At 64.3% G+C, this 19,500-nt stretch carries 21 protein-coding genes; 19 read left to right on the top strand and 2 right to left on the bottom strand.

Annotated features, from left to right (window positions below; all coding sequences use genetic code 11):
- From VKP01_RS05750 to ldtR, 9 genes are all read left to right on the top strand, one after another.
- The coding region (locus tag VKP01_RS05750; RefSeq protein ID WP_324411124.1) for a cbb3-type cytochrome c oxidase subunit I at window positions 1–554 on the top strand (554 nt) is incomplete at its 5' end.
- Window positions 555–741: 187 nt separating this feature from the next.
- The gene (locus VKP01_RS05745) at window positions 742–1,725 is read left to right on the top strand and encodes a heme o synthase (RefSeq protein WP_324411122.1); all 984 of its coding nucleotides are present in this window, start codon (window positions 742–744) and stop codon (window positions 1,723–1,725) included.
- A gap of 2 nt (window positions 1,726–1,727) precedes the next feature.
- Entirely contained in the window at window positions 1,728–1,967 is a 240-nt protein-coding gene (locus VKP01_RS05740) for a hypothetical protein (protein ID WP_324411136.1), read from the top strand.
- 60 nt (window positions 1,968–2,027) lie between these two features.
- On the top strand, window positions 2,028–2,618 hold the full coding sequence (locus VKP01_RS05735) for a cytochrome c oxidase assembly protein (RefSeq protein ID WP_324411120.1): 591 nt from the start codon (window positions 2,028–2,030) through the stop codon (window positions 2,616–2,618).
- Window positions 2,619–2,765: 147 nt separating this feature from the next.
- Window positions 2,766–3,608, top strand: coding sequence for a cytochrome c oxidase subunit 3 (locus VKP01_RS05730; protein ID WP_324411118.1), 843 nt, complete (start codon window positions 2,766–2,768; stop codon window positions 3,606–3,608).
- A gap of 127 nt (window positions 3,609–3,735) precedes the next feature.
- Window positions 3,736–4,110, top strand: a complete 375-nt coding sequence (locus tag VKP01_RS05725; RefSeq protein WP_324411116.1) for a DUF983 domain-containing protein — start codon at window positions 3,736–3,738, stop codon at window positions 4,108–4,110.
- 8 nt (window positions 4,111–4,118) lie between these two features.
- On the top strand, window positions 4,119–4,919 hold the full coding sequence (locus VKP01_RS05720; RefSeq protein ID WP_324411114.1) for an SURF1 family protein: 801 nt from the start codon (window positions 4,119–4,121) through the stop codon (window positions 4,917–4,919).
- A gap of 119 nt (window positions 4,920–5,038) precedes the next feature.
- Window positions 5,039–5,422, top strand: a complete 384-nt coding sequence (locus VKP01_RS05715; RefSeq protein ID WP_324411112.1) for a DUF4149 domain-containing protein — start codon at window positions 5,039–5,041, stop codon at window positions 5,420–5,422.
- A gap of 312 nt (window positions 5,423–5,734) precedes the next feature.
- Window positions 5,735–6,247, top strand: a complete 513-nt coding sequence (gene ldtR / locus VKP01_RS05710) for a transcriptional regulator LdtR (RefSeq protein WP_324411110.1) — start codon at window positions 5,735–5,737, stop codon at window positions 6,245–6,247.
- Between the two features lie 15 nt (window positions 6,248–6,262).
- Here the strand turns inward: ldtR and nth are convergent, their stop codons facing one another.
- Window positions 6,263–6,994 (bottom strand): endonuclease III, encoded by a 732-nt coding sequence (nth, locus tag VKP01_RS05705; RefSeq protein ID WP_414706526.1) that lies wholly within the window; start codon window positions 6,992–6,994, stop codon window positions 6,263–6,265.
- 83 nt (window positions 6,995–7,077) lie between these two features.
- Here nth and VKP01_RS05700 point away from each other — a divergent pair, with 83 nt between their 5' ends.
- The 3 genes from VKP01_RS05700 to VKP01_RS05690 all read left to right on the top strand — a co-directional run bounded on the left by VKP01_RS05700 (window position 7,078) and on the right by VKP01_RS05690 (window position 9,163).
- Window positions 7,078–7,593, top strand: coding sequence for a DUF2244 domain-containing protein (locus VKP01_RS05700; protein ID WP_324411109.1), 516 nt, complete (start codon window positions 7,078–7,080; stop codon window positions 7,591–7,593).
- Window positions 7,590–8,021, top strand: coding sequence for a hypothetical protein (locus VKP01_RS05695; RefSeq protein WP_324411107.1), 432 nt, complete (start codon window positions 7,590–7,592; stop codon window positions 8,019–8,021). The genes VKP01_RS05700 and VKP01_RS05695 overlap by 4 nt, the downstream gene beginning before the upstream one ends.
- Window positions 8,022–8,086: 65 nt before the next feature.
- Complete coding sequence (locus VKP01_RS05690; protein WP_324411105.1) at window positions 8,087–9,163, top strand: D-TA family PLP-dependent enzyme; 1,077 nt, start codon at window positions 8,087–8,089, stop codon at window positions 9,161–9,163.
- A gap of 24 nt (window positions 9,164–9,187) precedes the next feature.
- Here the strand turns inward: VKP01_RS05690 and VKP01_RS05685 are convergent, their stop codons facing one another.
- Window positions 9,188–9,769, bottom strand: coding sequence for a peroxidase-related enzyme (locus VKP01_RS05685; protein ID WP_414706528.1), 582 nt, complete (start codon window positions 9,767–9,769; stop codon window positions 9,188–9,190).
- A gap of 181 nt (window positions 9,770–9,950) precedes the next feature.
- On the opposite strand from VKP01_RS05685, the gene VKP01_RS05680 reads away from it, so the two are divergent.
- The 7 genes from VKP01_RS05680 (at window position 9,951) to VKP01_RS05650 (ending at window position 19,445) form a co-directional block, all read left to right on the top strand.
- Window positions 9,951–14,783: an NAD-glutamate dehydrogenase gene (locus VKP01_RS05680; protein ID WP_324411103.1), complete on the top strand. Its 4,833-nt coding sequence runs from the start codon at window positions 9,951–9,953 to the stop codon at window positions 14,781–14,783.
- 95 nt (window positions 14,784–14,878) lie between these two features.
- On the top strand, window positions 14,879–16,180 hold the full coding sequence (locus VKP01_RS05675) for a glutamate-5-semialdehyde dehydrogenase (RefSeq protein WP_414706525.1): 1,302 nt from the start codon (window positions 14,879–14,881) through the stop codon (window positions 16,178–16,180).
- Window positions 16,181–16,297: 117 nt separating this feature from the next.
- Window positions 16,298–16,912 carry a DUF1285 domain-containing protein gene (locus VKP01_RS05670; protein WP_324411100.1) on the top strand — a complete coding sequence of 205 codons (615 nt, stop codon included), beginning with the start codon at window positions 16,298–16,300 and terminating at the stop codon, window positions 16,910–16,912.
- A complete protein-coding gene (locus tag VKP01_RS05665; protein ID WP_324411097.1) occupies window positions 16,912–17,544 on the top strand; it encodes a CoA pyrophosphatase in 633 nt (210 codons plus the stop codon). Before VKP01_RS05670 ends, VKP01_RS05665 begins: the two co-directional genes overlap by 1 nt.
- An 11-nt stretch (window positions 17,545–17,555) precedes the next feature.
- Complete coding sequence (locus VKP01_RS05660; protein ID WP_324411095.1) at window positions 17,556–17,798, top strand: DUF6111 family protein; 243 nt, start codon at window positions 17,556–17,558, stop codon at window positions 17,796–17,798.
- Between the two features lie 9 nt (window positions 17,799–17,807).
- Entirely contained in the window at window positions 17,808–19,085 is a 1,278-nt protein-coding gene (locus VKP01_RS05655; protein ID WP_324411093.1) for a CCA tRNA nucleotidyltransferase, read from the top strand.
- Window positions 19,086–19,163: 78 nt separating this feature from the next.
- Window positions 19,164–19,445 carry a hypothetical protein gene (locus VKP01_RS05650; protein WP_324411091.1) on the top strand — a complete coding sequence of 94 codons (282 nt, stop codon included), beginning with the start codon at window positions 19,164–19,166 and terminating at the stop codon, window positions 19,443–19,445.
- Window positions 19,446–19,500 lie beyond the last annotated feature (55 nt).

Here is a 19,500-nt window from a genome sequence, read left to right as displayed (position 1 = left end):
CCGCGCCGATGTACTGGGCGGTGGGCTTCATCTTCCTGTTCACCGTCGGTGGCGTGACGGGTGTGGTTCTCGCCAATGCCGGTATCGACCGCTACATGCACGACACCTATTACGTGGTGGCGCATTTCCACTACGTACTCTCGCTCGGTGCCGTGTTCATCATCTTCGCGGGCATGTATTACTGGTTCCCCAAGATGTCTGGCTACATGATGCCGGAATGGATCGGGAAGCTGCACTTCTGGATCGCCTTCATCGGCTCGAACATCCTGTTCTTCCCGATGCACTTCCTCGGTCTTGCGGGAATGCCGCGCCGCTATGCGGATTATCCGGATGCCTTTGCGGGCTGGAATCTCGTCGCCTCAATGGGATCCTACATCTTCGCCGTCGGCATCTTCGTCTTCCTCTACGGCGTCTATATCGCCTTCCGCGACAAGGTCGTGGCCGGCGACAATCCGTGGGGCGAGGGTGCGACCACACTGGAATGGACCCTGTCCTCCCCGCCGCCCTTCCACCAGTTCAACGAACTGCCGAAGATTGCGGAAGCGAAACACTGATCATGACACCGGGCGGGAAAGTCCCGCCCGGCTCTTTCTGCCGCCCGCCCGGATACCGCGTCGCGCGGGGCGGGCGGGAGAAGGAGCCGAAGCTCCGTGACGGTCTCGCCCCGGGGCGAGACATTGTCTTATGAACGGGTGTACCCGTTCTGATTTGTGCATTCGACAGGTCGGGCCGAGCAAGCGTATGACTGGCATGATGAATCCGATTCAATCCGCAGCACCGCATGCGCAAAGCCGCTATGGAGGTGAGGGTTACGAGACGGTCGTCGTCTCCAGCGGTGATGCACGCGACTTCCTCGCGCTGCTGAAGCCCCGGGTGATGTCGCTTGTCGTCTTCACCGCACTGACGGGTATGGTCGTGGCGCAGGGCGCGATCCATCCGGTGCTCGCCTTCGCGGCTCTGCTGGCGATCGCGGTCGGTGCGGGCGCTTCCGGCTGCCTCAACATGTGGTATGATGCCGATATTGACGCGGTCATGTCGCGTACCGCCAAGCGACCAATTCCCGCTGGCCGAATATCGCCTTCCGAGGCTCTGGCTTTCGGGATGACTCTCTCGGTTGGCTCGGTCCTGTTCCTCGGGCTGGTGGCGAACTGGCTGGCTGCCGGGCTCCTGGCATTCACCATCTTTTTCTACGCCGTGATCTATTCGATGTGGCTGAAGCGCTGGACACCGCAGAACATCGTCATCGGCGGTGCGGCGGGGGCCTTTCCCCCGATGATCGGACAGGCGGCCGTGACCGGGTCGGTGACACTCGACACGGTCATCCTCTTCGCCATCATCTTCATCTGGACACCGCCGCATTTCTGGGCGCTGGCTCTGGTGAAATCGGGTGATTACGCCCGCGCCGGTGTTCCGATGCTTCCCAATGTGCGTGGCCCTGATGAAACCCGCCGGCAGATCCTGCTCTACACGCTTCTGCTCGCACCGGTCGGTGTGCTGCCCGCGCTGACCGGTTTCGGCGGGATGCTGTATCTGGGCGTTTCCGTAGCGTCTGGCGCATGGATGCTGCTGCTGGCAGCGCGCGTCTATCGTCGGCGCGACGGTGACGCGGCGGCAAAAGCATGCTGGTCGCTTTTCGGATTCTCGATCTTCTATCTGTTCGGCTTGTTCGCGGTGCTGATCGCCGAGCACGGCTTCGGGCTGATGATGCCGGTGGCGGGAGGCTGAATATGGTAGAAGCTGAACACAAGCCGGATGAGGGTCGCGATATTCACGCTGCAGCGAATAAACACGGCGCAAACAAGCCCGAGGCACCCGATCGTGTCGCGCAGGGCTTGACGGATATCGACCGTCGGCGTCGCCGCTCACGTTCCATCGCGCTCGCGGTGACGCTGGGGCTTCTGGTCGCCTTGTTCTATGTCGTCACCATCGCCAAACTCGGTCCCGGTGTTCTCGATCGGCCGATGTGATCGACCGCCGCAGGCACGCTCGGACGAGGCACGCTCGGACAATGTTCGTACAGGGATGTCATGACACAGCATAATCACAGCCCCGCGCAGAAACAGGCAATGCGCAAGACGGTGGTCACCTGCCTGGGCGTCGTGTTCGGCATGGTCGGGCTGGCCTACGCTTCGGTGCCGCTCTATGACCTGTTCTGCCGCGTGACCGGTTTCGGAGGCACGCCGATGGTCGGTACCGCCGATGCCGGGACGGTGCTGGAAGAGACTGTGCGGGTGCGTTTCGATTCGAATGTGGCGCGCGCGCTTCCCTGGGAATTCGACGCCGAACGGTCTGTCGTCCAGACGCAGATAGGCCAGACCGAGACCGTGTTCTACCGCGTCGCCAATATGGCGGCGCAACCTGTTGACGGTATGGCCACCTTCAACGTCTCGCCCGAAAAAGCGGCGCAGTATTTCGTCAAGCTGCAATGTTTCTGCTTTGAGGAAAATACCCTGCAGGCGGGTGAGGTAATGGATTCGGCCGTCGTCTTCTACGTCGATCCCGCGATCGTCGAGGATTCGGACTTCGAGAGCATGCGCACGATCACGCTGTCCTATACCTATTGGCCGGCGGCGGGCGGTGATCCGATCACGACCTCCGCCCTCGACAACACCCGTTGATCCGGCGCTTGCGCGTCGTGAAACGGAACGGGATAACGGGCGGGAAAATCGGACTTGCGCTTCTCGTGACTTGATTTTTTCTTCCCAGAGTTGGAAAACGCCGTTAGATATCCGAGGGAATGCGGATAAGGCACCGGAGACAAGAAAATGGCCGACGCCCACGCCAAGAAACACGATTACCACCTCGTCGATCCCAGCCCCTGGCCTTTCATCGGGTCGGTCAGCGCGCTGATTCTCGCCGTCGGCTTCATCGCCTTCATCCGCGACATGCCGATTGCCGGTCTCCAGATCGGCGGTCTCGTCTTCGGGCTTGGTATCATCGGTGTGCTCTACACCATGGCTGCCTGGTGGGTGGATGTCGTCAAGGAAGCGCAGGCAGGGGATCACACCCGCGTGGTGCAGCTGCACCATCGCTACGGGATGATCATGTTCATCGCCTCGGAAGTGATGTTCTTCGTGGCCTGGTTCTGGGCCTATTTCGACGTTGCGCTTTTCCCCGCCGATGCGATCCAGTTCCAGCGCGCCGAGCTCACGGGGGGCGTCTGGCCGCCGGAAGGGATCAAGACCTTCAACCCCTGGCATCTGCCGCTCTTCGGAACGCTGATTCTGCTGACGTCGGGCACCACGGTGACCTGGGCGCACCACGCGATGATCGAGAACGACCGGCAGTCCGTGAAGTGGGGGTTGTGGCTGACCGTTCTGCTCGGCGTGGCCTTCAGCTGCGTACAGGTCTACGAGTACATCAGCGCCTATTTCGGCTTCTCGGGCCACATCTACGGCGCGACGTTTTTCATGTCGACAGGCTTCCATGGCGCGCATGTCATCATCGGGACGATCTTCCTCGCCGTCTGCCTCTGGCGGGTCTATCTGGGCCATTTCACGCCAAAGCAGCATCTCGGCTTCGAGTTCGCCGCTTGGTACTGGCACTTCGTCGACGTGGTCTGGATCTTCCTCTTCGCCTCGATCTATGTCTGGGGCTATGGCGGTTGAGCGCACCCCGGGATGACACGGCGCCACCGGCGCACTACATCAGGGGCGGCCTTCGGGTCGCCCTTTTCGCTTGAGGCGCATGCAGGGACTGCGTCGTTACATATTCAGGACGCATCAAGGATCAATCATGGCGTATCAACCGGGAAACGAACCGTCCCCCGTCGCAGCTGGGCTGCGCGGGCGGTGTCCGCGCTGTGGCGAGGGGCACATGTTCGACGGGTTCCTCGCTCTTCAGAAGACATGCGAGCAATGCGCGCTTGATTACGATTTCGCCGATTCGGCTGACGGGCCGGCCGTGTTCATCATGTTCATCGTCGGCTTTGTCGTGGTGGGGCTCGCCATGTGGGTCGAATTTACCTTCATGCCGCCGATCTGGCTGCACCTGGTCATGTGGTTCTCGCTGACCATCGCGCTGGCGCTCGCGCTCGCGCGCCCGCTGAAGGGGGTGATGATTGCCCTGCAATACCACCACCGCGCCGAGGAAGGGCGCCGGGAGAAGTGAACACGCCGATGCCTGATCAGCAGGTCGCATCCCCGGAAGAGTCTGAGGGCGCGCCACGCCCCGGCCCGTCGAACCGCGCGCTGATCGCAGGCGCAATCGCCACCCTGATATCGCTCGTCATCCTGATCAGTCTCGGCAACTGGCAGATGGAGCGCCTCGCCTGGAAGGAAGGGTTGATCGCACAGATGCAGGCGCGCGCCTATGACGAGCCGGGCGCAATCCTGCCGCCGGAGCAATGGGCCGATTACGATCCGCAGGAGCAGGAATATCGCCGGGTTGCCGTGACCGGGCGCTTCCTCCATGGGGAAGAGGTGGCCGTTCACGGGCTGATGCCCACAAGCACCCGTGGCAATCCCGTGCAGGGCTTCTATCTGCTGACCCCGCTCGAAATCGCAGAGGGTGCGCGGATCTTCGTCAATCGCGGCTTCGTACCAACCTCCATGCGTGATCCTGCTGCCCGCCCCGCGCGGCCGCCGGAAGGGGAGGTCCGCCTCACCGGCCTCGTGCGCGCACCGGAGGAGCGGGGGCTGTTCGTGCCCGAGAACATCCCGCAGGATGAGCGCTGGATGGTGCGCGATATTGCGCAGATGGCCGATGCGCGTGGTCTCGCCGGAGTCGCGCCGTTCTATGTCGATGCCGAATTCGATCCGACAGCGCCGGACTGGCCGCGCGCTGGGGCCACCGTGCTCGATCCGCCCAACAACCATCTGCAATACGCGTTCACCTGGTACGGACTGGCCGCCGTGCTGGCGGTGATTTTCCTGATTTATGCGCGCCCGCGCCTGCGCAGCCTGTTGCGACGCCGTTGAAGGCTGCGGCGATTTGAACCGCCGCGCCATCGCCAAACTTCCATTGGCCTGCTCTATGTCACGGGTTGAAAGCGGCGCGCAAAATCCGCGCTGTGGCGGGGAGAAAAGCATTGATTTCGGTGGCAGCCCTGATCGTCGTCGCGCTTCTGTTCGGAGGCATGGTGCTCTATTCGTTCGGTTTCGCTGCCTTCGTCTTCAAGGCCTTGCCGGCGGAGACGGCGGGTGCCCTGATCCGCCAGGCTTTCCCGTATTTCTACCTGTTCGTCATAGTCGTATCGGGGCTCGCAGCATTGCTGCTGGTGCCCGTCGACGGGTTGAGCGCCTCGGTGATGGCGCTGGTCGCGCTCAGCACCATACCCACGCGGCAAAACCTCATGCCGGCGATCAACAATGCGCGCGATGCCGGCGCCATGCGCCGTTTCGCCTGGCTCCATGGCGGATCAGTGGCGATCACGCTCGCGCATATTCTGGCCAGCGGCTACGTTCTGACGCGCTTCATCTGACCCGGATCCAGGCTCTCCAGACGGGTCACGGCCTGTGCCGGGAGGGGCGTTCGCGCCCTGCGTGTTCCCCATCGTAAATCTTTCTCCAGTATGGAAGTTACCAATCGGGAAAGGTTAATCAAATACATATCTTGTGAGCACTGGCCCAGCTTGAGAAATCGCTGATGGTTTCGTATTTAAATTTGATTCACGACAATAGGTAAACTTGAAATTCATCCTGTTATTTAAACTCGTTTTCATCCGGGAAACTTATGTTCGTCTCAGAAACAGATCGGGCTCGATGGCCTGGCATCAACAACAGTGAGGCGCGTTATGAGCAATCTTGCGAAAGCTTTGAAGGATCCGGTGGAGCAGGCGGAAGGTACGGAGATCAAGCCGCAATATCTCGAGGCACTGCATCTCGTCGAGCGCCTGCATCGCCGCCTGCTCGATGTGATCAAGGACGAGTTCGAGCGGCGCGGGCGTGACGATGTCAACAGCGTCCAGGCGCTGCTCATCTACAATATCGGCGACAAGGAGCTGACCGCGAGCGAATTGCGCACGCGCGGCTATTATCTCGGCTCGAACGTCTCCTACAACGTCAAGAAACTGGTCGAGATGGGCTATCTGCACCATGCCCGCTCGCGGGTCGACCGCCGCTCGGTGCGCATCAGCCTGACCGATAAGGGGCGTGACATTCACGACATGGTGCGCTCGCTCTATGAAAAGCACTCGCGCACGATCCAGCCGATCGGCGGCATCTCGGACGAGGATTTCGAGCGCCTCAACACTGCTCTGAACCGCCTCGAGCGCTTCTGGACCGACCAGATCCGCTATCGGCTGTGATCGCCGGGGGCGGGCTCAGGACGGCGGGGTCTTGTCGGGATAGCGGCAGAGGTCGCTGATCGGGCAGCGCGGGCAATCGGGTTTGCGCGCCTTGCAGATGTAGCGCCCGTGAAGGATCAGCCAGTGATGGGCATGGCGGCGATAGGGGGCGGGTACGATCGGCGTCAGCGCCGCCTCCATCGCGTCGGCGGTTTTGGCATAGGCCAGCGGAATCCTGTGGGCCACGCGGAAAATATGGGTATCGACCGCAATGGTGGCTTCGCCGAAAGCGATATTGACGACGACGGCGGCTGTCTTCCTGCCGACACCGGGCAGCGCCTCGAGCGCCGCGCGCGACGGTGGCACGGCGCCGCCATAACGTTCCACCAGAATTTGCGACAATGCGATCACGTTTTTCGCCTTGGCCCGATACAGGCCGATGGTGCGAATCTGCTCGCGCACATCATCCTCACCCAGAGCCAGCATCGCCTCGGGCGTATCGGCGAGCGCAAAGAGCCGGCGAGTCGCCTTGTTGACGCCGGCATCCGTCGCCTGGGCCGAGAGCACCACGGCGACGAGCAGCGTATAAGGATCGCGGTATTCGAGATCCGAACGCGGCTCAGGATTGGCCTGGGCCAGGCGGGCGAAGATTTCCTTGCGGGTTTTCGGTCCCACCGGTCTGGGAGAAGCGGGTGCGCGCGATGCGGCTTTTCGGGCGGCTGATCCGGTCTCGCGCGCGGGCGCGGCTTTTCGTCTCGCCTGGGTCACCCGGCAACCTCCCTTCAATCTGATCCGTAACGCGTTATAATAGGTAACTTGTTTGCGGCAAGATGTTCGGACAGGTAGCGCGCATGGTATCCCCCGATCTGCGCCCGGCAGGGCAGACGGCGCCGGAAGAACCGGTCTTCGCTGCGGTGATCACGCCGCATCGCTCGCTTGATCGCGACTCGACGCGGCTGGTGCTCACCCTGTGCTGCATCGCCACGGTCGTCTCCAGTATTCCCTTCATTCTGCTCGGCGCCTGGCCCGTGGCCTGGTTTTTCGGAATCGATCTCGCGGCTCTGCTTCTCGCCTTCCATTTGAACTTCCGCTCCGCCAGGCGCATGGAGGAGGTCATCCTCACGCCGATCGATCTGCTGCTGCGCCGGATCGGCCATCGAGGCGAGCAGTTCGAGCAGCGCTTCAATCCTCTCTGGACGAAGCTCGACCGACGCGAGGACGACGAATTCGGTCTTCAGGAGATCTGCCTCGTCTCGCGGGGTGAGCGCGTCGTGATCGCGCGTGATCTCTCCCCGCATGAGCGTGAGAGCTTCGCCCGCGAATTCGGGGCAGCGCTTGCGCAGGTCAAGAAGGGTGCGCCGGTTTGAGCCCGGCTTCGTGCCGGCTCGCCGTGGCGCTTGTATCCACCGCTGTTGCAGTGGCGGCCATTCCTGCGCAGGCTCAGGAAATCACCCTGAGTGTCGAGAACCGCCGCGGCGCGCCGGTGGAATTTCGCGCCGGCGCCGGTTTCCAGGGGCGGCTCGACCGGGAGATGCCGCGTGTAATCGTATCCGGCGAAACGGTCACGCGGCGGCTGACCACCGCGTTCCCCGACAGCCAGGGCGGGGACTTTCGGTATGGTGACGGCACGGGGCGCGAATGCAATTTCGGCATGTTGCGCCTGCGTGATCGCGGCGGCCCCTGGCAGATGCCGGTCCTGCGCGCGCAGGCCTCGCGCAGCGGTATCGGCTGCCGCTCCGAGATTGAGGGAATCGACCCCGGTGGAGATTTCGGCACCCGGTTCATTGTCGAGTAGGCGTTGATGCCAGCCCCTCACCGGTTATCCTGCACGCCAATGCAGGTGCTACCGGGGGAACCAGTATGGCCGCACTCAAGGACATCATCGCGCGCGATTACGGCACGCCCGCCGTTGTCATCGATCTCGACATCGTCACGCACAATATTGCGCGGCTGCAGGCGGCCTGCGAGGCGCGCGGGCTCGCCAATCGCCCGCATATCAAGACCCACAAGAGCCCCGAGCTCGCCGCCATGCAGCGCGAAGCCGGCGCGGCGGGGATCACCTGTCAAAAACTGGGCGAAGCCGAGATCATGGCCGATGCCGGCTTCGACGACATCCTGATCAGCTATAACCTGATCGGCGAGGAGAAGATCGCCCGGCTCGCGGCGCTGATCCCGCGCGCGCGCATCATCGTCGCCGCCGACAATCCGGTGGCCGTTGATGCCTATGCCGAGGCGGCCAAACGCGCCCGCACGCCGCTGGAAGTGATCATCGAATGCGATACCGGGCGCAAGCGCGCCGGCGTCGAGAGCGTGGCCGATGCGATCGCGCTGGCGGAGCGGATCAAGGCCAGCCCGCAGCTGCGCTTTGCGGGGTTCATGCTCTATAATCCGGAAGACGCGGTGGCGCAGACGCAGGCCTTCCTCGACGAAGCGCTCGCAGGTATCCGCGCGCTCGGCCTCGAGGCCTCGATCATCTCGACCGGTGGCACGCCGAATCTGAGCAATCTCGGGCGCATTCGCGGCACCACGGAGCACCGTGCGGGCACCTATATCTTCAACGACCGGATGATGCTCGCCTGCGGTGCGGCCGAGCTCGCCGATTGCGCCCTGCATGTCTATACGACGGTGGTCAGCCGTGCGGGACCCGAGCGCGGCATTCTCGATGCCGGTTCGAAGACGCTGACCTCCGATATCGGCGGGCTCGAAGGGCATGGCCTGATCCGCGAATTCCCCCAGGCGAGGATCGCCCGCTTTGCCGAGGAGCACGGCTTTCTCGATCTGTCGGCGAGCCCGCGCAAGCCGGCAATCGGCGATGTCGTGCGGGTGATTCCCAACCATGTCTGCGTCGTGGTCAACATGGTCGACCGCCTCATCGCCGTGCGCGGCGACGAGGTGGTAGGTGAGATACCAGTGGCCGCGCGGGGGCGGATCGTCTGAGGCGCAGCGCGGGGGCGGGCCGGCTTAGCGGAACTGGCCGTGATATTCCGGATTGGGGCGCATATCGACGGCGGATGCCATCCGGTTCGACATGTTGAAGAATCCGGCAACAGCGCCGATATCCCAGATGTCGCGCTCGCTGAACCCGGCTGAGCGCAGTGATTCGCGATCGGGTTCGTCGATGGCCCAAGGCTCTCGGGTCAGCTTGTCGGCGAAGTCCAGCATGGCGCGGTGGCGCTGCGAGAGTTTCGCGGCGCGGTAATTCACCGCCATCAACTCGCCGAGGATCGAATCGCCGGAATATTGGCGCACGGCGGCCCCGTGAGCCGTGACGCAATAATAGCAGTGATTGCGACCCGACACGACCACGGCGATCATCTCGCGCTCGAGCTTGGAGAGCCCCGACGGCGCCAGCATCAGATCGTTGTAGAAGCCCGCAAAGAGCGAAAGCTTGGTGTCGTCATGGGCATAGGCCCGTAGCACATTGGGCACGAATCCGAGCTTCTCGTTGCATTTGTCGAAATATCCCTGCATCTCCGGTCCGAGCGTGGCAGGCGGGAGATCGAGCGCCATGACGCTGTCGTCGCGATCCTGCGGCGGGGGCATTTCGCCGGATTTTTTGTGCGCTGCGTCGGATTTTTCCGGGTTTTGACCTGCATTTTTCGAATCCATGGTCCTTCCTCCGCAATTTTTGTTGTAGGAATGGCTGAACTCCGGTTCGAGCGGAGTTCCACGGCGCATCACCCTCACGCGCCGGCGTAACAAAGGCAAGAAGGATCGCAAGATCATGACGCGCGACGCGGCCAATCCCCTCTCGGCAGCATCCCAGGCCCTCGCGGACAAGAGCCGCCGGCTCACGCCGCCCGGCATGGTCTCCTGCCTGTTCGGGCGCGCACCGGTGGAGGATCTGGCGCAATATACGCCCGATGCCCTGGCCTCGCTCGCGACCTCGGCGCATGAGCATCTGATGGCGCCACGCCGGCCCGGCCATTGGGATATCCGCCTGCTGGATTTCGAGATGGTCACCGAGGAGCATCGCCGGGAATATACCGTGGTGCAGGTCGTCAATGACGACATGCCCTTCCTGCTCGACTCGACGCTCTCCGAACTCACCGACCAGGGTTACGAGCCACATCTCGTCGCCCATCCGATCCTTGCCGTGAAGCGCGACGACGAGGGCGAGCTTGTCGGCTTCGAAGGCGAGGCGACGCTGACGCCGCGCCCCTCGATCCAGCGCGAGAGCCTCATCCACATCCATATCGACCGGGTCGACAAGCCGGAGGCCCGCGAGCGCCTGATCGCCGGCCTGCAGCGCGTCTATGCCGATGTGGCCGTATCCGTCGCGGATTGGTCGAAGATGCGCGCGCGGCTGATCGACGTGATCGGCGATTACCGCGACAACCCGCCACCGCTGCCCCAGGACGAAACCGAAGAGGGACTGGCTTTTCTTGACTGGATCGTCAACGACAACTTCACCATCCTGGGCGTGCGCGAATATCGCTTCCCCGACGGTGATGCGGCGGCGGACGTGGTCGAGGGTTCGGGGCTGGGCATCCTGCGCGACCCGTCCGTGAAGGTGCTTCGGCGCGGCGCCGAACTCGTGATCATGACGCCGGAGATCCGCGAATTCCTGCAGAAGCCGCGGGCGTTGATCATCACCAAGGCGAATGTGAAATCGCGGGTCCACCGGCGTGTGCATCTCGACTACATCGGCGTGAAGCTGTTTGCCCCGGACGGCACGCTCGAAGGCGAATTGCGCATCATCGGGCTGTTTACGGCCAATGCCTATACCGGCTCTACCGCCACGGTGCCTTTCCTGCGCCTGAAGGTGCAGAAGATTCTGGAGCGGGCCGAGTTCGATCCGAAAAGCCATGCCGGACGCGCGCTGCTCAACGTGCTCGAAAGCTATCCGCGCGACGAGCTCTTCCAGGTCGAGGAGGATACGCTCTACGAATTCGCACTGGAGATCATGAGCCTGTCGGATCGCCCGCGCGTGCGTGTCCTGGCGCGTGCCGACACGTTCAACCGCTTCGTCTCCGTGCTCGTTTTCATTCCCAAGGATCGCTACGATACCAATGTCCGACGCCGGGTTACAAAATTTCTCGCGGGTGTCTTCGAGGGACGCCCGTCAGCAGCCTATCCCGCCTATCCCGAGGGCATGCTTGCGCGCACGCACGTGATCATCGGGCGCGACGAGGGTGAAACCCCTGTGATTGATCGCGATGTCCTCGAAAAGGGCGTCAGCGCCATCGTGCGCACCTGGGGCGACGCCTTGCGCGAAGAGTTGATGGACGAACTCGGCGGCGCCCGCGCGCGCCAGCTCGCCAACTCTTATGCGGATGCGTTCAACGCCGCCTATCGCGAGGCCTTCGATGCCCGTGACGCGATTCGCGATATCGGCTCGCTCGAGCGTCTCTCGGATGAGCGTCCACGCGCGGTGGATCTGTACCGGCGCGAAGGTGATCCGCTCACGCGCATTAATCTCAAGGTCTTCTCCCGCGGGGCCAGCATCCCGCTCTCCGAGCGCGTGCCGCTGCTGGAAAATCTCGGTTTCCGGGTGGTCAATGAGCGGACCTACCGCGTCACGCCTGCGGGTCTGCGCGAGGAACAGGGCGTGTGGCTGCACGACATGACCCTGGAACGCGCCTCCGGCGGCGATCTCGACATCGCCACGATCGAGCGCCCGATCGAGGCCGCCTTGCTGGCCTTGTTCCGGGGGCTGGCCGAATCGGACGGGTTCAACAAGCTCGTGCTCGAGGCCGGGCTCGGCTGGCGCGACGTCGCCATGATCCGGGCGCTGGCGCGTTATCTGCGCCAGGCGCGCATCGCCTATGCGCAGGATTACATCGCCAATACGCTGGCCCGCAACGGTGCAATCGCGGAGATGATCGTCGATCACTTCTATGCCCGATTCGATCCCCACGCCGCCAGGAAGCGTACGCCCGACGAGGCGCAGGCGAAAACGCGCGAGAAGATCGAGACGGCGCTCGCCGATGTGGCGAGCCTCGACGATGACCGCATCCTGCGCCGTTTCGTCAATCTTATCGATGCGGGCTTGCGCACCAACTATTTCCAGATCGGCGAGGACGGCCATCCGCGCTCAACCATCTCCTTCAAGTTCGATTGCGCGCGCGTCGAGGGCCTGCCCCTGCCGCGCCCGCTCTTCGAGATCTTCGTCTACAGCCCCCGCGTCGAGGGCGTGCATCTGCGCTACGGCAAGGTCGCGCGTGGCGGCTTGCGCTGGTCGGATCGCCCGCAGGATTTCCGCACCGAGGTGCTCGGTCTCGTCAAGGCGCAGCAGGTCAAGAATGCGGTGATCGTGCCCGTCGGCGCGAAGGGCGGCTTCGTGCCCAAGCAATTGCCGTCGCCCTCCGACCGTCAGGCCTGGCTGGAGGAGGGCACGGAAAGCTACCGTATCTTCATCCGCACCCTGTTGCAGCTCACCGACAACATCATCGACAGCGAAACCGTCCCGCCGGCGGATACGTTGCGCCATGACGGCGACGACCCCTATCTCGTCGTCGCCGCAGACAAGGGCACCGCCACCTTCTCCGATACGGCCAATGAAATCTCGCTCGACAAGAACCATTGGCTCGGCGACGCCTTCGCCTCGGGTGGCTCGAACGGCTATGATCATAAAAAGATGGGCATCACCGCGCGGGGTGCCTGGGAGGCGGTGAAGCGCCATTTCCGCGAAATCGACATCGACATCCAGAACGAGCCCGTCACCGTGTCGGGGGTCGGCGACATGTCGGGCGACGTCTTCGGCAACGGCATGCTGCTCTCGCGCGCGCTCAAGCTCGTCGCGGCCTTCGATCACCGCGACATCTTCATCGATCCCGATCCCGACCCGGCCCGCTCCTCGGAAGAGCGCAAGCGGCTGTTCGACATGCAGCGCTCGACCTGGCGCGATTACGACGAGAAGCTGATCTCGAAAGGCGGCGGCGTGTTCTCGCGGCAGGCCAAGTCGATCAGTCTGACGCCGGAAATCCGCAAGCTCCTCGATCTCGACAAGGAACGCGCCACCCCGCAGGAGGTGATGCGCGCCATTCTTGCCATGCGGGTGGATCTGCTCTGGTTCGGCGGTATCGGCACCTATATCCGTGCCGAAAGCGAGAGCGACGACGAAGTCGGTGATCGCGCCAATGATTCGATCCGCGTCACCGGCAGTCAGTTGCGTGCCCGGGTGATCGGCGAGGGAGCCAATCTCGGCGCAACCCAGCTCGGACGCATCGAGGCGGCGCACAAGGGCGTGCGCGTCAATACCGATGCGATCGACAATTCCGCCGGGGTGAATACGTCCGACGTCGAGGTCAACATCAAGATCGCGCTGACGGAGGCCCAGCGAAGCGGCCAGCTCTCGCAGGACAGCCGCAACAAGTTCCTCGCAGAGATGACCGACGAGGTTGGCCAGCTGGTCCTGCGCAACAACTATCTGCAGAGCCTGTCGCTCTCGCTCTCGCAACGGCGCGGCTCACGCGAGATCGGCTTCCAGCGCCGGCTGATGCAGATGATGGAGCATGAGGGAAGGCTCGACCGTGCGGTGGAATATCTGCCCGACGAGGGCGCGCTCACCGAGCGCGCCTTGCGCGGTGAGGGGCTGACCAGGCCCGAACTCGCGGTGCTTCTGGCCTATGCCAAGCTCTCGCTCTACGATCGTCTGCTCGACAGTCCGGTGCCGGACGACCCCTATCTGGGGCGGGAATTGCAGCGCTACTTCCCCAAAGTGATGCAGAACCGCTTCGGCGATGCCATCGAGAATCACCGGCTACGGCGCGAGATCATCGCCACCCAGTTGTCCAACGCCATCGTCAATCGCGGCGGCGCGACGGTGATCGCCCGCCTCGTCGACGAGACCGGCGCGGACGGCGCCACCATCGCGGCGGCCTATGCCACGGTGCGCGAGACCTTCGACACGATCGGCCTCAACCAGGCGCTTGATTCCTGCGACAACCGTATCGCGGGTGAGTTGCAGCTCTCGCTCTACGCGCAGGTACAGGATCTGACGCTCAACCGGATCGCCTGGTTCATCCGCCATGTTGATTTCGGCGACGAGCCGCTGGAGAAGGTCATCACGCGTTTCCGCGAGGGCATCGCGACGCTGCGTGATTCGCTCGAGACGACCTTGCCGGAAGCCTCGCTGAAACTGTGGCGCGACAATGCCCGCGCGCTTGCCGGCAAGGATGTCGATCCCGATCTCGCCCAGCGTCTGACCGCCCTGCCGATCCTCTTCGCGGGACCGGATATCGTGCAGATCGCCGAAGAGACCGGGCGCCCGATCCCCGAGATCGCGAGCACCTATTTCGCGGTCGATGATACCTTCAAGCTCAGTGCGCTGGTGGCGCAGGGGCGCGAGGTGACGATCTCGGATTACTATGACGGCCTCGCCCTCGACCGCGCCATCAGCGGCGTCGCCCTCGCGCATCGCCGGCTCACCGCCGAGATCGCGGGCGATATCCGTGACGTGACGGGGTCGCAAGCGGTGACGCTGTGGGGGCAGAATCGTGGCGGTGAGGTGGTGCGCATCCGCTCTTCCGTCGATGGTATCGTCGCCTCGGGGCTGAGCCTGTCGAAGCTGACGGTGGCGGCGAGCCTGCTCGGCGACCTGGTGAAGAGCTGATATCCACCACGCGGCAGCCGGGCGATTTCGCTTTCGCCCGGCCACGGCTTTCGTATAGATAGCGGCACGGACCATACGGATCGAGAGTTGCGATCATGGATGCAATGAGTGAAACACGCGGCGAGGCGCGCGGGGACGGCGACGTCGGCGACCTGATGCAGGCGATCGGCACCCGTGCCCGGGCGGCTGCGCGCCGCCTCGCACTCGCACCGGAAGCCGGCAAGAACGCTGCGCTCGCAGCCATGGCGGAGAACCTGCGCAAGGCCGCGCCGGAGATCCTCGCGCGCAATGCCGAGGATGTCGCACTCGCCCGCGAGGCCGGGCAGAACGCCGCCTATCTCGATCGACTCACCCTCGACGCGGGGCGGATCGGGACGATCGCCGATGCAGTCGAGGCGATCGCGGCCCTGCCCGATCCGGTAGGGCGGGTGCTGGCCGCGTTCGAGCGTCCCAACGGTCTGAAAATCGAGCGTGTCGCCACGCCACTCGGGGTGATCGGCGTGATTTTTGAGAGCCGCCCCAATGTGACGGCGGATGCCGGGGCCCTGTGCCTGAAGGCGGGCAATGCCGCGATCCTGCGCGCGGGCTCCGATTCGCTCGGCACGGCCATGGCGATGGCGCAGGCCATGCGCGCCGGACTCGCCGAGGCGGGCCTGCCGGAGGATGCGATCCAGATCGTGCCCACCCGCGATCGCGCGGCGGTGGGCGCCATGCTCACCGGCCTTCAGGGCTGCATCGACGTGATCGTCCCGCGCGGCGGCAAGAGCCTCGTGGCGCGTGTGCAGGAGGAAGCGCGCGTGCCGGTCTTCGCGCATCTGGAGGGGATCTGCCACGTCTTCGTGCATGGCGATGCCGATCTCGCCATGGCGCGCGCCATCGTGAAGAACGCCAAGCTGCGCCGGACCGGCATCTGCGGCGCCGCCGAGACTTTGCTGGTCGATGAAGCCTGCGCGCCCACACATCTTGCCCCGCTCGTCACCATGCTGCTCGATGCCGGCTGCGCCGTGCGCGGTGATGAGCCGACCTGCACCGTCGATTCGCGCGTCACCCCCGCCACGGATTCGGATTGGGATACCGAATATCTCGACGCGATCATCGCCGTCCGCGTGGTTGCCGGCCTCGACGGGGCGCTCGATCACATCGCGCACCATTCCTCCGCCCATACCGAGTCGATCATCACGCAGGACGAAGCCGCCGCGCAGCGCTTCCTGGAGGAGGTCGATTCCGCCATCGTGATGCATAATGCCTCGACGCAATTCGCCGATGGCGGGGAGTTCGGCTTCGGCGCCGAGATCGGCATCGCCACCGGGCGCATGCATGCGCGCGGCCCGGTCGGCGTCGAGCAGCTCACCTCGTTCAAATACCGCGTATGCGGCACGGGCCAGACCCGTCCGTGAGGCGCATCCGTCGAGCGGGTTCGTGAAGGCGGGTTGGCAATCCGGGCGATGAGACCCATCTGAAGGCGGAGCAGCCGGGGCTTGCCCCCGGCCCGGGCCAGAGGGCATCATCGCGTCATGACGAAGATCAGGACCAGCGAACCAGACGATCCGGGTGCTGCCGGCGATGCCTTCGCGCGGCTTCTCGCCGCTGCCGGGGACCCGAAGGGCAAGCCGCCGGTCGAGTGCTGGAATCCGGAATATTGCGGCGAGATCGATATGCGTATCGCCGCCGATGGCACCTGGTTCTATCGTGGCACGCCGATCGGGCGTCAGAAGCTGGTGCAGCTCTTCGCCTCGATCCTGCGCAAGGATCCCGAGCGCTACGTGCTGGTCACGCCGGTGGAGCAGGTCGGAATCGAAGTGGAGGACGCGCCGTTTCTCGCCGTCGAGATGGCGGTTGCGGGGGAGGGGGCGTCGCGGACCCTGTCGTTTCGCACCAATGTCGACGATGTGGTGCAGGTCAGCCCGGATAATCCCCTGCGCTTCGAGACGCAGCCCGATGGCGGGGTGAAACCCTATCTGCGCGTGCGCGGCGATCTCTGGGCGCTTGTGACGCGGGCGCTGATGTTCGATCTCATCGAGATGGGCGAGGAGCGGCTCGTGGATGGCGAGACCGTCTACGGCCTCGATGCCGGCGGCGTGTTCCACGTGATCGCGCGCGATGGCGGACATGCTCCCGGGATTGCCTGATGCCATGTGCGCACGATGCCGAGGATTTCGTAACGCGGGCTGCCGGGCGTCTGCATCGGGCACCGCCGGGTTTCGATGCGCCGCGCGGTGATCACGATCTCAATCCCGACTGGCTCGAACCGGAGGCGGGACGGCGCTATAAACCGGCAGCGGTGCTCGTTCCGGTGATCATGCGCACCTGCGGCCTGAGCATCATGCTCACCCATCGCGGCTCGGCGCTGCGGGCGCATTCCGGGCAGATATCCTTTCCCGGCGGCAAGGTCGATGACGGCGATTCCGGCCCGCTATCCACGGCCTTGCGCGAGGCGCAGGAGGAAATCGGTCTCGCCGCAGGGCATGTCGAACTGATCGGCTATGGTGATGCGTACCGCTCCACAAGCGGCTATCTGGTGACGCCGGTGGTGGCGCTGGTGGAGGAGGGGTTCCGGCTGTCGCTCAATCCGTTCGAGGTTGCGGAGATTTTCGAGGTGCCGGTCGCTTTTCTGATGAATCCCGAAAACCACGAGGTGCAGGTTCGGCTTTGGAACGGGCGTTTGCGTCAATATTATGCCATGCCCTATGACAGGCATTATATCTGGGGCGTGACCGCCGGCATGCTGCGGCATCTCTACGAGAGGCTCTATCATCCATGACACGCGCTCTCTTGACGGAATTCGCGTTCTTTCTGATTCCGTTCGCGATCTTCTTCATCTATCTGCTGCTGCGTCAGCGTAACCCGCTGACCTTCTCGGCCTGGGAAAAATCCATTCCGATCCTTGTCCTGGTCGGCGGGGGGCTGGTCGTTGCGTCGCTGCTCTATACCGGCTTCACGGCCGAGCGCAGCATGGGTACGTACACGCCGCCGAGCCTGCAGGACGGCCAGGTTGCGCCCGGCCGTTTCGACTGAGCGTCAAACATGCCCAATCTGCTGCCCGGCCTCGATCGCCGCCATCTCGACGCCATCCTGGCCGAGCCGCGCCTGCGCCGGCTCCTGGCCGTGCTCGATGGTGATGGCGAGGAGACGCGCGTTGTCGGCGGTGCGGTGCGCGATGCGCTTTTCGGGCGTCCGGTCAAGGATGTCGATCTCGCCACGACGGCCCTGCCGCAGGTCACGCAGGCCCGGGCGGAGGCGGCGGGGTTCAAGGTGGTGCCGACGGGAATCGCGCATGGGACGCTCACCGTGATCGTGGGTGGCGAACCATTCGAGGTAACGACGCTGCGCGAGGATGTGGAGACGGATGGTCGCCACGCGGTGGTGCGATTCGGACGCGATTTTGCCGCCGATGCGCTGCGGCGCGACTTTACCATCAACGCGCTCTCGGTCTGTGCGGATGGTGAAATCCGCGATTATGCCGGCGGTCTCGACGATATTGCCGCGCGCCGGGTGCGCTTCATCGGATCCGCGCGCGGGCGCATCCGGGAGGATTATCTGCGGATCCTGCGCTTCTTTCGCTTCTTCGCGGAATACGCTACGGGGCCGGTCGATGCGGAGGGGCTGCATGCCGCGATCCATGAGCGTGCGGGGCTGGAGCGGCTGTCGCGCGAGCGTATCCGCAGCGAGTTCCTGCGCCTGCTCGCAGCGCCGCGTGCCCGTGAAACCGCCGCGCTGATCACGCATGCGGGTCTGCTTGATCGTCTGACCGGCGGGATCGGCGATCCGGGGCGGCTGGCGCGCGTGATCGCGCATGCGCCGCCCGACCCGGTCCTGCGTCTGGCCGCCTTCGATGTCGCGAGTGGTGCTGATGCGGCGCGGCTGGTGGAACGGCTGCGGCTGTCGAATGCCGAGGCCGCCCGCCTCGCCGCCTATGCCCGCGCCTTTCCGGCCCTGCGGGGGCGCATGCCAGCGCCGGATGCGATGCAGATCCGGCGCCTCGTTGCGGAATTCGGCGTCGAAGCCGTCAGCGACGCGGCCTATGCTCTGGACGGCGAGCCGCGCCCGGTCCTCGACGATCCGGCCCGCACGGCCCTCGTGGCGTTTCGATCCGGTGCCGAGCCGGTACCGGAAATGCCGCTCGCCGGGCGCGATCTGGTGGCGCAGGGGATGGCGCGCGGACGCATGATCGGTGTTGCGCTCGCCTATGCGCGGGAAGCCTGGCTCGCAGGTGGATGCAGAACCGACGAGGCGGAGCAGGCGCGCCTCACCGCGATCGCCATCGGGGTCGCGAGTGCGGCCGCTGCTACCCCTGCGCGCTGATTCGCCAAAAGCCGGAAAAGGCGGCACTATCAGGCATCTGGCGATGCCTTGCGGCGAAGAGATGCGGGACAGACAGCCATGGTGCGATCGGGAAATCGGAACCGTCCCGAAGACATTGCGCGGCGCGTGGCGGATCGGTTCAACCGGCAGGATTCGTCCGCTGATGCCCGGCGCGGACAAGCGCGCGACGTGTTCAGCCGCGAGACCTTCCGCCTGCCGCGTGAGCAGGCCCGCGAGACCGCCCGCGCCTGGTTCGAGCGTTATCCCAAGGCCGCCTACATGACCCGGGTCGAGAGTTGGCGGGTGATGGAGGACGGGCGTATAGAATTCACCATGCGCCGCCTGCCGAGCGCCGATTGAACAGATCATCCCGATGTCCGGATTCGGGTGTCGCGTGGCCGCACAGATCGTCTAA

The organism is Saliniramus sp. (assembly GCF_035311605.1).
GTDB lineage: Bacteria > Pseudomonadota > Alphaproteobacteria > Rhizobiales > Beijerinckiaceae > Saliniramus.
This window is presented reverse-complemented; position numbering and strand designations above follow the sequence as displayed.

Coding starts and splice junctions, on each gene's coding strand:
- VKP01_RS05725 (WP_324411116.1), top strand. CDS start 3,736: ATGGCGTATCAACCGGGAAACGAACCGTCCCCCGTCGCAGCTGGGCTG.
- VKP01_RS05730 (WP_324411118.1), top strand. CDS start 2,766: ATGGCCGACGCCCACGCCAAGAAACACGATTACCACCTCGTCGATCCC.
- VKP01_RS05745 (WP_324411122.1), top strand. CDS start 742: ATGACTGGCATGATGAATCCGATTCAATCCGCAGCACCGCATGCGCAA.
- ldtR (WP_324411110.1), top strand. CDS start 5,735: ATGAGCAATCTTGCGAAAGCTTTGAAGGATCCGGTGGAGCAGGCGGAA.
- VKP01_RS05655 (WP_324411093.1), top strand. CDS start 17,808: ATGCCCAATCTGCTGCCCGGCCTCGATCGCCGCCATCTCGACGCCATC.
- VKP01_RS05740 (WP_324411136.1), top strand. CDS start 1,728: ATGGTAGAAGCTGAACACAAGCCGGATGAGGGTCGCGATATTCACGCT.
- VKP01_RS05665 (WP_324411097.1), top strand. CDS start 16,912: ATGCCATGTGCGCACGATGCCGAGGATTTCGTAACGCGGGCTGCCGGG.
- VKP01_RS05700 (WP_324411109.1), top strand. CDS start 7,078: ATGGTATCCCCCGATCTGCGCCCGGCAGGGCAGACGGCGCCGGAAGAA.
- VKP01_RS05685 (WP_414706528.1), bottom strand. CDS start 9,769: ATGCCCCCGCCGCAGGATCGCGACGACAGCGTCATGGCGCTCGATCTC.
- VKP01_RS05735 (WP_324411120.1), top strand. CDS start 2,028: ATGACACAGCATAATCACAGCCCCGCGCAGAAACAGGCAATGCGCAAG.
- VKP01_RS05670 (WP_324411100.1), top strand. CDS start 16,298: ATGACGAAGATCAGGACCAGCGAACCAGACGATCCGGGTGCTGCCGGC.
- VKP01_RS05675 (WP_414706525.1), top strand. CDS start 14,879: ATGGATGCAATGAGTGAAACACGCGGCGAGGCGCGCGGGGACGGCGAC.
- VKP01_RS05690 (WP_324411105.1), top strand. CDS start 8,087: ATGGCCGCACTCAAGGACATCATCGCGCGCGATTACGGCACGCCCGCC.
- VKP01_RS05680 (WP_324411103.1), top strand. CDS start 9,951: ATGACGCGCGACGCGGCCAATCCCCTCTCGGCAGCATCCCAGGCCCTC.
- VKP01_RS05650 (WP_324411091.1), top strand. CDS start 19,164: ATGGTGCGATCGGGAAATCGGAACCGTCCCGAAGACATTGCGCGGCGC.
- VKP01_RS05720 (WP_324411114.1), top strand. CDS start 4,119: ATGCCTGATCAGCAGGTCGCATCCCCGGAAGAGTCTGAGGGCGCGCCA.